The 13,044-nt window shown below is 34.1% G+C and carries 12 protein-coding genes, 14 tRNA genes and 2 rRNA genes; 26 read left to right on the forward strand and 2 right to left on the reverse strand.

Annotation, left to right across the window (positions count from 1 at the left end):
• From HMPREF0556_RS00015 to HMPREF0556_RS00090, 16 genes are all read left to right on the forward strand, one after another.
• A 23S ribosomal RNA gene (locus HMPREF0556_RS00015) occupies nucleotides 1-526 on the forward strand; the annotation flags it as partial.
• A gap of 73 nt (nucleotides 527-599) precedes the next feature.
• A 5S ribosomal RNA gene (gene rrf / locus HMPREF0556_RS00020) occupies nucleotides 600-715 on the forward strand.
• A 12-nt stretch (nucleotides 716-727) separates the two neighbouring features.
• Nucleotides 728-803 (forward strand) — tRNA-Asn (locus tag HMPREF0556_RS00025).
• Between the two features lie 4 nt (nucleotides 804-807).
• Nucleotides 808-897: transfer RNA gene (locus tag HMPREF0556_RS00030), tRNA-Ser, on the forward strand.
• Between the two features lie 25 nt (nucleotides 898-922).
• A tRNA-Glu gene (locus HMPREF0556_RS00035) sits at nucleotides 923-994 on the forward strand.
• A gap of 14 nt (nucleotides 995-1,008) precedes the next feature.
• Nucleotides 1,009-1,084 (forward strand) — tRNA-Val (locus tag HMPREF0556_RS00040).
• Nucleotides 1,085-1,093: 9 nt separating this feature from the next.
• A tRNA-Met gene (locus HMPREF0556_RS00045) sits at nucleotides 1,094-1,167 on the forward strand.
• Between the two features lie 3 nt (nucleotides 1,168-1,170).
• Nucleotides 1,171-1,246, forward strand: a tRNA-Asp gene (locus HMPREF0556_RS00050).
• A gap of 3 nt (nucleotides 1,247-1,249) precedes the next feature.
• Nucleotides 1,250-1,322: transfer RNA gene (locus tag HMPREF0556_RS00055), tRNA-Phe, on the forward strand.
• Between the two features lie 19 nt (nucleotides 1,323-1,341).
• A tRNA-Tyr gene (locus tag HMPREF0556_RS00060) sits at nucleotides 1,342-1,425 on the forward strand.
• Between the two features lie 13 nt (nucleotides 1,426-1,438).
• Nucleotides 1,439-1,512 (forward strand) — tRNA-Trp (locus tag HMPREF0556_RS00065).
• 14 nt (nucleotides 1,513-1,526) lie between these two features.
• A tRNA-His gene (locus HMPREF0556_RS00070) sits at nucleotides 1,527-1,599 on the forward strand.
• Between the two features lie 13 nt (nucleotides 1,600-1,612).
• Nucleotides 1,613-1,684 (forward strand) — tRNA-Gln (locus tag HMPREF0556_RS00075).
• 8 nt (nucleotides 1,685-1,692) lie between these two features.
• Nucleotides 1,693-1,764, forward strand: a tRNA-Gly gene (locus HMPREF0556_RS00080).
• Between the two features lie 13 nt (nucleotides 1,765-1,777).
• A tRNA-Cys gene (locus HMPREF0556_RS00085) sits at nucleotides 1,778-1,851 on the forward strand.
• A 42-nt stretch (nucleotides 1,852-1,893) separates the two neighbouring features.
• Nucleotides 1,894-1,978, forward strand: a tRNA-Leu gene (locus tag HMPREF0556_RS00090).
• 105 nt (nucleotides 1,979-2,083) lie between these two features.
• On the opposite strand, the gene HMPREF0556_RS00095 is transcribed toward HMPREF0556_RS00090, so the two are convergent.
• Nucleotides 2,084-2,548, reverse strand: coding sequence for a tyrosine-type recombinase/integrase (locus tag HMPREF0556_RS00095; RefSeq protein ID WP_003754281.1), 465 nt, complete (start codon nucleotides 2,546-2,548; stop codon nucleotides 2,084-2,086).
• Here HMPREF0556_RS00095 and HMPREF0556_RS00100 point away from each other — a divergent pair.
• The 4 genes from HMPREF0556_RS00100 (at nucleotide 2,511) to HMPREF0556_RS00120 (ending at nucleotide 5,645) form a co-directional block, all read left to right on the forward strand.
• The gene (locus HMPREF0556_RS00100) at nucleotides 2,511-2,816 is read left to right on the forward strand and encodes a M23 family metallopeptidase (RefSeq protein ID WP_241762095.1); all 306 of its coding nucleotides are present in this window, start codon (nucleotides 2,511-2,513) and stop codon (nucleotides 2,814-2,816) included. The genes HMPREF0556_RS00095 and HMPREF0556_RS00100 overlap by 38 nt on opposite strands.
• 16 nt (nucleotides 2,817-2,832) lie before the next feature.
• Nucleotides 2,833-3,426: a hypothetical protein gene (locus HMPREF0556_RS00105; protein ID WP_003754285.1), complete on the forward strand. Its 594-nt coding sequence runs from the start codon at nucleotides 2,833-2,835 to the stop codon at nucleotides 3,424-3,426.
• Nucleotides 3,427-3,496: 70 nt separating this feature from the next.
• Entirely contained in the window at nucleotides 3,497-3,868 is a 372-nt protein-coding gene (locus HMPREF0556_RS00110) for a cystatin-like fold lipoprotein (RefSeq protein ID WP_040486335.1), read from the forward strand.
• Nucleotides 3,869-4,532: 664 nt separating this feature from the next.
• Nucleotides 4,533-5,645 carry an amidase domain-containing protein gene (locus tag HMPREF0556_RS00120; RefSeq protein ID WP_003754289.1) on the forward strand — a complete coding sequence of 371 codons (1,113 nt, stop codon included), beginning with the start codon at nucleotides 4,533-4,535 and terminating at the stop codon, nucleotides 5,643-5,645.
• Nucleotides 5,646-5,844: 199 nt separating this feature from the next.
• On the opposite strand, the gene HMPREF0556_RS00125 is transcribed toward HMPREF0556_RS00120, so the two are convergent.
• Nucleotides 5,845-6,351, reverse strand: a complete 507-nt coding sequence (locus HMPREF0556_RS00125; protein WP_003754292.1) for a DUF4411 family protein — start codon at nucleotides 6,349-6,351, stop codon at nucleotides 5,845-5,847.
• An 18-nt stretch (nucleotides 6,352-6,369) separates the two neighbouring features.
• Here HMPREF0556_RS00125 and HMPREF0556_RS13275 point away from each other — a divergent pair, with 18 nt between their 5' ends.
• The 6 genes from HMPREF0556_RS13275 to HMPREF0556_RS12940 all read left to right on the forward strand — a co-directional run bounded on the left by HMPREF0556_RS13275 (nucleotide 6,370) and on the right by HMPREF0556_RS12940 (nucleotide 13,029).
• Nucleotides 6,370-6,561, forward strand: coding sequence for an SMI1/KNR4 family protein (locus tag HMPREF0556_RS13275; protein ID WP_003754294.1), 192 nt, complete (start codon nucleotides 6,370-6,372; stop codon nucleotides 6,559-6,561).
• Nucleotides 6,562-6,836: 275 nt separating this feature from the next.
• The gene (locus HMPREF0556_RS00130) at nucleotides 6,837-7,820 is read left to right on the forward strand and encodes a DUF2971 domain-containing protein (protein ID WP_003754297.1); all 984 of its coding nucleotides are present in this window, start codon (nucleotides 6,837-6,839) and stop codon (nucleotides 7,818-7,820) included.
• A 122-nt stretch (nucleotides 7,821-7,942) separates the two neighbouring features.
• Nucleotides 7,943-9,055: a hypothetical protein gene (locus HMPREF0556_RS00135; protein ID WP_003754299.1), complete on the forward strand. Its 1,113-nt coding sequence runs from the start codon at nucleotides 7,943-7,945 to the stop codon at nucleotides 9,053-9,055.
• Nucleotides 9,056-9,357: 302 nt separating this feature from the next.
• The gene (locus tag HMPREF0556_RS00140) at nucleotides 9,358-10,296 is read left to right on the forward strand and encodes a dsDNA nuclease domain-containing protein (RefSeq protein ID WP_003754300.1); all 939 of its coding nucleotides are present in this window, start codon (nucleotides 9,358-9,360) and stop codon (nucleotides 10,294-10,296) included.
• A 2-nt stretch (nucleotides 10,297-10,298) separates the two neighbouring features.
• Nucleotides 10,299-11,957, forward strand: a complete 1,659-nt coding sequence (locus tag HMPREF0556_RS00145; RefSeq protein ID WP_003754301.1) for a hypothetical protein — start codon at nucleotides 10,299-10,301, stop codon at nucleotides 11,955-11,957.
• 616 nt (nucleotides 11,958-12,573) lie between these two features.
• Nucleotides 12,574-13,029 carry an NUDIX hydrolase gene (locus HMPREF0556_RS12940; RefSeq protein WP_003754302.1) on the forward strand — a complete coding sequence of 152 codons (456 nt, stop codon included), beginning with the start codon at nucleotides 12,574-12,576 and terminating at the stop codon, nucleotides 13,027-13,029.
• Nucleotides 13,030-13,044 lie beyond the last annotated feature (15 nt).

The following is a 13,044-nucleotide window of genomic DNA, read 5'->3' on the forward strand; positions in this document are numbered from 1 at the left end:
CGAAAGTCGGGCTTAGTGATCCGGTGGTTCCGCATGGAAGGGCCATCGCTCAACGGATAAAAGCTACCCCGGGGATAACAGGCTTATCTCCCCCAAGAGTCCACATCGACGGGGAGGTTTGGCACCTCGATGTCGGCTCGTCGCATCCTGGGGCTGTAGTCGGTCCCAAGGGTTGGGCTGTTCGCCCATTAAAGCGGCACGCGAGCTGGGTTCAGAACGTCGTGAGACAGTTCGGTCCCTATCCGTCGCGGGCGCAGGAAATTTGAGAGGAGCTGTCCTTAGTACGAGAGGACCGGGATGGACGCACCGCTGGTGTACCAGTTGTTCCGCCAGGAGCATCGCTGGGTAGCTATGTGCGGCAGGGATAAACGCTGAAAGCATCTAAGCGTGAAGCCCCCCTCAAGATGAGATTTCCCATTTCTTCGGAAAGTAAGATCCCTGAAAGATGATCAGGTAGATAGGTTTGGAGTGGAAGTATGGCAACATATGGAGCGGACAAATACTAATCGATCGAGGACTTAACCAATAAAAATGATTGTCGGTGAAAACTTTACAACCTTTCTTCTCTAGTTTTGAGAGAATGTTTTTCTCTTATATTGTCTGGTAGTTATGGCGAGAAGGTCACACCCGTTCCCATCCCGAACACGGTAGTTAAGCTTCTCTGCGCCAATGGTAGTAGGGGGTTTCCCCCTGTGAGAGTAGGTCGCTGCCGGGCAAGTTTTATTATTCCCCAGTAGCTCAGTTGGTTGAGCAATCGGCTGTTAACCGATCGGTCGTAGGTTCGGGTCCTACCTGTGGAGCCATTTTGGAGAGCTGTCCGAGCTGGCCGAAGGAGCACGGTTGGAAACCGTGTAGGCGGTCAACACCGTCTCAAGGGTTCGAATCCCTTGCTCTCCGTATTTATATCTTATTCTTATTGTATGGCCCGTTGGTCAAGCGGTTAAGACACCGCCCTTTCACGGCGGTAACACGGGTTCGAATCCCGTACGGGTCACTTTTAAATCATATGGAGGTTTAGCTCAGCTGGGAGAGCATCTGCCTTACAAGCAGAGGGTCAGCGGTTCGATCCCGTTAACCTCCACCATATTATTGTCGCGGGGTGGAGCAGTCTGGTAGCTCGTCGGGCTCATAACCCGAAGGTCGCAGGTTCAAATCCTGTCCCCGCAATTCGGTTCCGTGGTGTAGGGGTTAACATGCCTGCCTGTCACGCAGGAGATCGCGGGTTCAAATCCCGTCGGAACCGCCATTTGGCTTGGTAGCTCAGTTGGTAGAGCACTTGATTGAAGCTCAAGGTGTCGGCAGTTCGATTCTGTCCCAAGCCACTTTTTAATAGTTTCATACGGGGGGATAGCGAAGTGGCTAAACGCGGCGGACTGTAAATCCGCTCCTTCGGGTTCAGTGGTTCGAATCCACTTCCCCCCACCATTTTTATCTTTATAGGGGCATAGTTTAAAGGTAGAACTGAGGTCTCCAAAACCTCCAGTGTGGGTTCGATTCCTACTGCCCCTGCCAAATTTAATATAATGGCGGATGTGGCGAAGTGGTTAACGCACCTGATTGTGGTTCAGGCATTCGTGGGTTCGATTCCCATCATCCGCCCCTTTATAAACGATGGGCCATAGCCAAGCGGTAAGGCAACGGATTTTGATTCCGTCACGCGTTGGTTCGAATCCAGCTGGCCCAGTTTTTTTTGCGGAAGTAGTTCAGTGGTAGAACATCACCTTGCCAAGGTGGGGGTCGCGGGTTCGAACCCCGTCTTCCGCTTTTTCATTTGAATGGCGCCATAGCCAAGTGGTAAGGCAGAGGTCTGCAAAACCTTTATCACCGGTTCAAATCCGGTTGGCGCCTCCATTGAAAAGCAGTTTAATTTAAGTTATACTATATTTGTAACGTGCCGGCGTGGCGGAATTGGCAGACGCGCTGGACTCAAAATCCAGTGCCCGTTAAGGGCGTGCCGGTTCGACCCCGGCCGCCGGTATCAAGTAGCCCCAATGCTTTTAGTAGCATTGGGGTTTTTTAATTTTTATTAGAAAAACGCTATAAGTTTCCACAAAGTTTCCACTTACTTATAATAAGTGGGGTTTTAAAAGAATTGGTCTAGCTTATCTGCAGTGGATTTTTGTCGATTTGGAAATAAATGACCGTATACGTCAATAGTAGTCGTGATACTCGAATGCCCTAGTCTTTCTTTTATAATTGTATAGTCTTCACCATTATCAATAAGTAAAGCGACATGTGAATGTCTAAAATCGTGTATTCGTATTTTCTTTAGATTCTTATCTCGATTGCATATGGACGCGAACTTTCTATAAATTAAGTCTTTGTTTGTTAGATTAGACGAAAATTGAAAAATAGGTGTTTCGTCAGATTGCTTTAAAAGATAATTTTCGAGTGTGCTTTTTTGAATCATTTTCCATTCAACGAGTTGATCAAGTAAAGATTTATTAATACTAATGCGTCTGTTTGAATATTTTGTTTGATTAGATTTTGCCAATCCAATTGGCAGTCCGATAAAAGCGGCAGATGATGGGAAAGTCGTCGTTGCCAAACATAATGCGCCCTATGGAAGTGGATATGGCGGATATGGGAATGTGACGGTGATCGAACACAAGAAGAATAAAGAATGGACACTTTACGCCCATCAATCGGAAATTGATGTGAAAGAAGGACAACAGGTCAAACAAGGCGATATAATCGGGAAAATTGGATCAACCGGGCAATCGACCGGACCCCACCTTCATTTTGAAATCCGTAAACAGCTAATGGGAGGGCAGATTGACCCAGCGCCGGTTCTTGGCGTCGTACCAAAAAAATAAGAGAGGAAGAGAAAAGATGAAGCGAATGATCGCAGGTTTTAGTATTATTGTGATTCTATGTGTTGGTGTGAGTGGTTATTATCTTGTACAAGATAGTCAGCTCAAGCAGGAAAAGGAGAAGTTAGACCAGCAATTAAAGTATAGTCAAAAGAAGAAAAATGAAATGTCCCGAGAAAATAAGCGCTTGAAGCTCGAAACTTCGGGAAAACAGGCAGATCAACAAAAAGGGAAGAATGCGCTTGAAGCGATTCTTCAGCAACAGGAAGTACTAGATTTTAATCAAAAAGCGCTGCAGGTACTTTACACGTACACGGATATTTCAGCAAGAGAAAAAGCACTTCAATCCCTTTCTTCGAAAACACTGCAAGAAAAGTTACTGGAGGCAAAAAGTGATACGCCGAATAAAGAAAACGAAGTACAATCTAAGTTACAAGATTATCAGCCTTATTTGTATCAACAAGATCCAACGCATTTTATAGTTTACAATGAAGTGAATAGTCAACTAGAAACAGCTGGAAGAAAACAGGTGATGAAAGGGTTTGTGAAAGTATCTATTACGATAGATGGTAGAAGCAACCTTATAGATAATCTTGAGTTTGTGGATAAATGAGCTTATACTAAAATGAAGGAGGTTCATCGCCTCCTTTACATATAAATTTATAGCAGAATGAGGGATGATAATGAAAAAAAGATGGATATTTATTGTGATTTTCCTGTTGAGTATTTTTATTTTAGCTAGTTGCGGAAATAGTAAATACAGCGAAATGATTGAGAAAGTTTTTAAAAATAGTAATTCATTAGTATGGAGTAAAGAAGAGAAAAGACAAATGAAACGGGAGAAATCGGAAGTACGGGTCTTTGATAAGGGAAAGTATATTGAAATAGATTTTTCAGGGAAAGACTATGAGAACAAGCCGATTACTTATAAGAGATATTTTAAATCAAATTCAAAACAAGAATATGAACGTGCAGATTTTGACACTAAAAATTATATAAAAGAGGACGCAAAACTTGTTTACCATGAGAAAAATGGTGAGCAGGTTAAAGAGTGACTATTTGCAGTTGAAATTTCATAGCTTTTTCTGTGGAATAAGTGAAAATTGTAAGGAGAGATCGCGATTAAATTACATCCTATTTTTATAGTTTTGGGAGTAATACTGATTGTATCTTGCTACAACCTATTTAAAAATCTATTTCATGTAGATTGTCCAACCTGTACAGGCATGTTTAGTCCCTTTATTCTTCTTATTGGTATAGCCGGAAGCGTGCTTTTTATTATAGGTCTAATAAGGTGGATAATGAACCTGTGGTGGTAAAAAGTAAGGGAAGAGTGATTATATCCGAATTTCAAGTATTGATTCTGATCCATTATTAAGTGTTTTTTGGTATTTAAAAAGATATTTGGTTATCTCTTGATATTACTTGTGAATAAATGTATTATCAATATGTAACAGACGTGATGCATTTGTTACAATAATGTCATAGTTAAAGGAGGATTGGAGCTATTGAGATTCCTAAAGTGGTTCTTTTTGGTCGTATTTATTGTATTTCCAGTAGGATATATAGCAATTGCTGATATTTTCGCAAGAGCTACAGCGACGCAAGAAATATGGGAACCTACTATGAGAGCCCTCGCTACAATTTGTGTATATTATATCTTTATGTCTATTTGGTTTATGATCATACTATCAAGAAAGAAATAGAGGAGATGCAAAAATGAATAAAAACGGGATTTATGTATTATTAGTTGGATTAGTGATTATTGGCTGTGTAACTTTCAGTTTTGGAATCCAATCAAATGCAGCAACTAATGGTTACGTGAAAAAATATTTATTAGAGGAAAAGAAGAAAAAAGAAAATCCAGAACAAGATACAATTGATATGCTTAATGAATATTACTCCGCTGATGTTAAATTGCAAAAAATTGTCTTAAAATATAATAAAGATAAAAATTTAAATCAAGCTATTACATCAACTGACTTCAATAAAAAGAGAAATGTCATGTATGCATTTATTAAACTGATTCCTAACATTAAAGATAGCCAAGATAAAAATGCTTTTCTTGAATATTTACAAAGGTATGTTAGTAATGGGGAAATCCGAGATGGAAAAGTAGAAGAATTTTTAAATAAAATTGAAGGGAAAAGTTTATTTAGCACACAAAAAGCAACGACGACAGTAGATGAAGCATATGAAAAAAATATGAAAAATGGTAAATCTAGTGACGCGACAGGTGATGAATTTAAGAAAGAAAATCAGACTGCACATGTTGCAAAAGCATTTAATAGAGTGAACGCGGGTAAATGGGCGTATAAAAACTATAATAAATATAGTAAAAGCTACCCTAAATTTACTGGGAAGTATAATGATTGTACCAACTTTGTTTCCCAAGCGCTTCATACTGGAGGAAAACTTGGCTTTTTTGGTAAATGGAAAATACATAGGAAAAATAAAAAATATTGGAATATTAATAGTGCGAAAAAGCTAGATTACAGCTGGTCTGTTACAGATCCTTCTCCGTGGATGTCAGCTCGTACTTTTAATTCTTACATGAGAAGTAAAGCTAAGTATACTTTTAATTATAGTAATAATTACTATCGTATTCATTATAAATCGATTTATAATCAAAAAATTTATAGAGGTAGTGCAGTTATCTTTTTAGAAGGCGTTGCAGGTATTTCTGTAAAGGCAAAGCACGTAATGATAATGAGTTCATATAATAGTAAAACTAAGGATATATTATTAGCCGGACATTCAACTGAAAGACAAAAATATTCATTAAGAAACGCAATTAAAAATTACTCAGAAGTGAATATCTATACTTTTTAAACTATAAAAATATGAAGCCCCCTTAACTCGGCTATGAGTATTAAGGGGGCTTTTTTCTTGGCATTGTCGTCTGTTTGCGTCGATATATTTGAATTGGTATAGAAAGAAAACGATTTCCAAAAGTATCCATTTTTATTTACTTTTATTGATTTTAAAATGAAGCCCACTCTCAGTGAAGGGTGGGCTTGGTTATTTCTGTTTATATTGATAATGCAATTTCTTCGAAAAATTCGTTCATACTTATGCAACGAATTTTAAAGTCGTCACAGATATCGGGGATTTTAGCAGAAGCATGGGGTTTACTTGGAATAATATTTGGATTTTTTCGTTCATCTGTAACAATGGTAAAGTTTTCTTTTATAGCTATGGCAATTAGCCAAGGATCTGCAATAGTTTCTGTTGCCCAACCTTTTGGAGAAGTTAAAGCTGCATCTTTATATAGATCACTGTTAGTTATATGATTTAATATTAATCCCCACTCTGGCGAATAACTTTTGTGATTTATTATTTCATTTTCATAATTGAGTTTTAGCCATTTTAAAAACCATTCACTTTGGAAAGTCTCTGAAATGACTACCTTAGGGATAGCGACAGAATCGTTTAATATAAATTTTAATTGATTCCAAAAGCTAGGGAAATAGTTGAATCTATAATAACGGTCATAGAAGCTTATATAAATACTTGAGTCTAATAAATATTTTGTCATTTTATCTTTCCCCCACCAATGTTTTATAGCCTTTGTAACCAATGCCAACTAGCAGTTCTTTTCGCAGGAGATTTTCTTTGTTTAGACTTTCGAGAAAGTGAAGAAAAACCAAAGACTGTTGTGTGGAATCATGAGGAGTCGAATGAGTTAGAGCCAGTATTTTACCATGTAGCGAACAGTTTTGATGAATTTATGAATGTTGTGAAATAAACCGGATTTTTAATAAAATTTACTGACCAAAAACAGACCAATTTTAGCTATTTTAAATATAGGAATATAGTGTTTAGTAACGGTTCTGATACTTTTATATATCTGAATAGCGTCTGTTTTCGGTTTTTACAGTCCCAAAAGTCAGATAATAAAATACTTTGACATTTTTCTTGTTTTATATTGTAAAAGAGAAGAGGTACAAATTGTATCAGTAACATCTTAAGATATATACTATACTTGAAGTGCCAAATAACTCTCTGTAGGGAAGTGTTGAATTGAAAAAGAGGCTTAAAGACGTAATTGATTATTCTAAATTAGATGGAGAAATGAGGAGCATGATTGAGAAGTTACCAGAATCTGCGGAGCAGGCTCTAATAGAAATATATGATGAGGACTCTGACTTTATAAGGTATGCTAGACTGGACAATATCTATGGAGATTTTTCAATCAGCGACACTACTGAACTATACCATTATACAAGTTATGAAAACTTAGTATCTATTATAGAGGGAAAGAAGTTCTGGATTAAGAATAAGTCTTTTATGAACGATCCTAAAGAATTTAACTACACCTATGAATTATGTGAAATACTACTTAGTCAAATTGATGCAAGCGGAGATGAGATAAATGAATTTAAAAGTATAGTTAATACTACAAAATTTGATATATATTTGTGGTGTTTTTCTGAAAATAAGGCTTCTCAAGCTCTATGGGGAAATTATGGAAATAAAAATGGTGTAGCTTTAAGAATGAACATGAAGGTACTAATGGAAAGTTTAGCAGTGCACTTTTCAAACGGAAAAGATAACTTAAATGATTATACTGTAGGTAGTGCCTATGTCATTCCTTTAAAAATTTTATATAATCAGGAAGAACAAATGAAAAGATTAAAAATTGTTTTATTACAGTGGTTAAGAGCAAGAAGGAATAACCAATTTGATCCAGTTGATATGAGCGAAATCAAGGATTATTGTTTGCAAGCGCTGTTTACTTATGCATTAATGATGAAAAACCCTTTACTCTACCAAGAGGAAGAGGCAAGGTTCATTATTTTAAATTTTACGGAGGGAAATGAAGTCAATCCAGAATTTTATGATAGCAGTAATGTTCCTTATGTTTCTTGTCCATTGACTGATAGTATGCTTTCTGAGGTTGTTATTCAAACAGGAAGTAGTATTAAACATTCAGATGTCAAATCAATTCTTTCTATTCACGGATATTTAAAAACTAAAATTTCTGATTCCATTTTACCTTATTGAATCTCCATAATTATCATTTTTTAATATTTATTCTACAAGTTCTTAATAAAATTAATTTAATTAAGTATGGATGAGTTTCATTTATTTATGTCTAAAATAATTTAAAAATATCAGGAGAAATTATGGAACTTTTACAAAAAATCTCATTTAGCATTCTCTTACAAGAGTCTTCAGAAGCGAGAAAAATTATTCATCAAATATTTAATTCGAAAGCAAAAAGTCAGAGAGATCTAAGTATCTGTATGATCCCATTCTTATCATCTATTTGCGAGGGTATAATAACATCATTCCAATTACAAAATGTTGAGCTTAGTCTTCCTGATATTGAAGATATTTCGTTTGAAAAATTGGTCAAATCAACACGTGCTAGCTATAAATTATATTCTGATAAAAAAACCAATAAATTACAAAACCAAGGTGAAGTGTGGAAAAATTATTTAGAAAGTAATTATAATTATTTTCAAAAGAAATTTATTCAATTATTTGGACAAGAAGATTTAGGTGTATTTACATTTATTGATATTCCTTATGGAAATACCAGCCAGTATAATATATATTTGGAGAAGTTACTGGATTTGAAAACTGTAGTAACAATAGGTGCGAGAAACGAAAAAAGGACGAAATTATTAGAGTACTCTGGAATGTTAGCTTCACTAATAAATCAGATAGTTATGGATCTTTCTGAATATAATGGTGATAGAGAGGAGTCGGTATTGCTACAGCAGGATGAATTTAAATACAAAGATTATTACTTTTATGATAAAAAAAGAAAAAACGTATTAGGCGGCAGTTTACCAATAAATACGCAGCTGTTTTTATTTAACATACTCTGTCAAAATAACTTTATAAATATCATAATGCCAGATATCTTTGATGTTTCAGGATCCTTTTATTATAGAACGAAGTTGCAAGCATATCTCATTAGTGTTAATAGTCTTTCACAAACGTTAAGAAATCATGCGTCACTTATTAATGAAAAACAGGTTGAAATAGTTGAACAGCTAGTTGAGGAAAAAGGTAAGTATTTCACTTTTGAAAATAAATTGCGTAATAATATTTTTCATTATGAAATTAAAGGAGTTCCAGCCTCTATATTTAAAGATAAAAATCGGTACTTTGAAGAAATGGTTGAGTACTCCGTAGGTATAAATTATAAAAAAATTATAGATGAAATAGATAATTCTTTAATAACAATCAACGAATTAATTAGGGATTTGATTAATTATGATATGTAAAATTAATGGAATGGAAGAGACATAGATGTTTATATTCATTGAGCTATACTAACAAAGTAAGTATCTTCAGTATTAAAAACTAAATGATTTATATATTTTTATTTAAAAAAATTAATGCCTGAAAAAATCCTACATCCATAAAAATAATTACACAATCACCCCCTACTAGCCAAGCCATTTACACACAAAAAAATTAATCCCACTAATTATATGGTCTTTTTTAAGAAATGATCGGATGTACATTAATTTTATATATTCATGATATAATTAGATAAATAGTTTTCGCGAGGGAGGGATTAAATATGAGATTTGATAATGGAGGAGCAATTGCTCAAAAAGGATTTAATTATCAAAATGCAGTAATATCTTTAGTTGCTATAAGAAATTATAAAAAACCAAATTTCGAAATTTATGTAGAAGCATCTGAAGATTTTGAAGTTCAATATGATGGAAATTATCATGCTTATATTCAAGTAAAAGGCACGAAGTCGATGTCGTTAAAAAAACTTTTAAGCAAATCCAAGTTGAAATCTGGAGGAGAAAAACCATCGATTATTGAGAAAAATTTAAATAGTGGTGGTTCGGAAGATAAATATAAAATTGTTGTCTATCATTTTACTGAGAATGATTTAAAAAGAATGCAAGAACAACAGAATGAAGAGGAGCTTTTTGAAAAATCTTATTTATTTTCTGATGGACAAAAAAAACAAATCAATCATCCCAATGCAGACAATTTATCACTTATATGCACTAATTTTAAGAATGATAAGATAAATGCAAGAACATACTTAAAAGGGGAAATGGCAGATCAAAATATTTCAATTGATGGTAAATCCGATATCTTACTGGATCATCTAGATAGGATTATTTCAGAAAAAGCAGAATTCATTTTAAAAAAAGAGGATGACAGGAATTTTAAACGTATTTCTGCAGAAGAACTTAATCCAATATTACAAAAAACTATCGCTTTAGAGAAATTTGGTGTAATTTTATCAAAATTTGACTTTAATGAATATAAAAAAGCAAAAATAAATTTAGAAAAAAATAAGATTGTCCTTGAATATGTCTATCTCAGAAATAAAGTTGTTGAAAAATTAAAGTTACTAGATTTGGATAACCTCCCCGAAGTTGAGGCGATTTCTGAAGTAATGAAATTAGCGGAAAGTCAAAAATTAGATGAAATTACGAGTTATGCTGTTTGTATCTCAGCATATTGTGATGTCATAGAAGGGGTGAGCTAATATTGAAATTAGTAATTAAAGAAATCATTATTTTTGATTACAATAATCAAAAAGCAAATCGATTTAGTTTTCAACCAGGTTCTAATCTGATTACTAGTAACTCAAATGAGGCAGGAAAGTCTAGTTTGATTAAATCAATTTATTATACCTTGGGAGCTAGAGTCTCTACATTTCCAACAGGTTGGGAATACAAAAAATATATTTTTCAAATAAAAATTTTTATAAATGATAAAGAGGTTATTATTAAGAGGCAAGATGAAATTTTTACAGTTCAACATGATGGAAAAAAAGAAATCTTTTCAAATGAAAAAGACTTTGCAACTTGGTTTCAAAATCAAGTAGGTATGCAAATGAAGTTACAAGAACAAAAATCTTCTAAAGTATCTATAGCCTATATGAATGCAATTTTGACTCCTTATTTTATTGATCAAGATAAATCATGGAGCTCATTTTATAAAAATGCAATTGATAAGGTAGGCATGTATAAAAATCAACCAAAAGTAATATTTGAAAATATTTTAGGTGTATCTGATGTGGAATTACAAAATTTAGAGTTTGAAAGAGCTCAAGCAATAAAACTAAAGGAGGATTTAGTTTCAAAAATATCACAAGTAGATTCTGTTTATAAAAACTATCAAATACAAAAACAAGTAACTAAAGCAGCTCCAGAAAATATTGATAGTTTAAAAGAAGAAATATCAGATTATTTAAAAATAACCGATGAGCTTAGTAATGAAATAGAGAAGTATACTGAAAAGCTATCGAAAAATAAAATTTCTGTGGATATTAATTGTCAAGATTTAGATGAACTAAAAAAATTACTTTCTAAAACTGATAAAAGATACAAGGAAGTCGCATTTGAGTGTACATACTGTCATTCTCTCTTGACAAAGGAGCAATCTCTTACAAGGTTAACACTTTCAGATAATGACTTTGAAATTAGAGGTAGAGTTCATGAGTTGAATCACAAAATTGAATTAGGTAAGAGCGAATTAAATTCAATTGAATTGGAAATAGAAAAATTAAAAACATCATATTCGGAATACAACTTAAAAATAAAGGATTTAAAATCGGCAGTGAAAATTGAAGACTTTGTCAGTCAAAAGGTATTATCTGAACTAAATGGCTTGAAGATTCAACAGAATAAAGAAAAATCAGTAGTCGAGAGTTCTATATTAGAATATACTAAAGAAATTAATCCTTTAAGAAAAGAACTAAAGAAAAAGAAAACGATTCTTAATGAAAACTTTGAGATATTAAAAAATAGTGTTTCAACAGAGGTCGGAACATCTAACTTGCATAATAGGAAATTTTTAGATTTTTCTGCTATCGAAGGAGGAGGTACAGCAATGAATAAGGATTTTCTAGTTTTATATTTAACTTACTCAAAAATGATAGATAAATATAGTGAATTTAAATTTCCTTTGGCAATGGATTCTTTTATAAAAAATGAAATCACGGATTTAAATGAATCTAAAATGTTTGAGGCAGTGCAGAAACATTTTATTGATTTAGATATTCAAACTTTCTTCTCAGTTATCAATAAAAATTTGAGTCATTTAGATACATCTCACTCGTATGCAGTGAAAATTAGTAAGCCTATTTTAAATGATGAGAATTATATTTATTTACAGAGTCAAATTATTGAAATCGATGATTAAAGTATTAAACTTAGGTTGTTTTTCTATTATTGGAAAAATGTCTCAAAATTTTTTCTACTTATAGACTAAAAAAATACTATGTAATGAAAATTAAGGATTACTAAAATGACTTCATAATTGGTATAGGAAAATAAAGGTTTCCAAAAAGTATCCATTTTTCTTTACTTTTGATAGCTTTGAATCCTATTTTATGGTCTTACTGCACTTAAAACCATAAAAACAGCTCAAACAACCCCTATCCACACCCCTCAAAATCCAGTGCCCGTTAAGGGCGTGCCGGTTCGACCCCGGCCGCCGGTATCAAGTAGCTCAATGCTTTTAGTAGCATTGGGGTTTTATTCTCCCCTCCCTATTACGAAATTTGCTATAATACATCACATATAAAAGAACATAAATCACGCCATATTCCAAAACAAAGATCACATCGCTACTCTCTTAGTCGCAACGAGAATGAAACGCGCATTACAGCGAATAGGAACGGCTCAAGATTCGGGGACTGATATAGGAACCCCAATAGAAATAAGTAAAAGTTTACATATTTATCAAAAAGGTTGGTTTTCCAAAAATAACTATTATAATTTCGTAAACTAAAGGATTTTGAAGGAGGATTGGGAAGATGAATACTAAAAAAACAAAGGATGATCTTGCCGTCTCGCTGACGGGAGGACGGTTGAATATTCGTGTTGCAGCAATAATTCGTCGGGGAGATGCGGTGCTTGTTTCCAAGTGGGGAGAAGATATTTCCTTGATTGGCGGGCGAGTCGTTTTTGGTGAGGATACAGAGGCGGCTGTGATCCGAGAGGTGTTTGAAGAAACTGGGCTACGGGCACATACAGCTCATTTTAGAGCAGTTGTTGAAAATTTTTATACCTATGAAGCTAAACGGTGTCATGAATATTTGTTTATATATGAAATGGCAGTAGATGATGATAATATCGAAAGTACGGCGATAGATTTTGACAAGCAAGAGTTGTTTTGGTTAGAGAAAGAAAAATGGGAGTTGCTCCAACCAAGTGTGATACGTGTAATTCTTCAAACGAAACACAAGGGGATCATGCATTTTATCAATTGAAAAAGGACCGGTGCG

Source organism: Listeria grayi DSM 20601 (assembly GCF_000148995.1).
GTDB classification, from domain to species: domain Bacteria; phylum Bacillota; class Bacilli; order Lactobacillales; family Listeriaceae; genus Listeria; species Listeria grayi.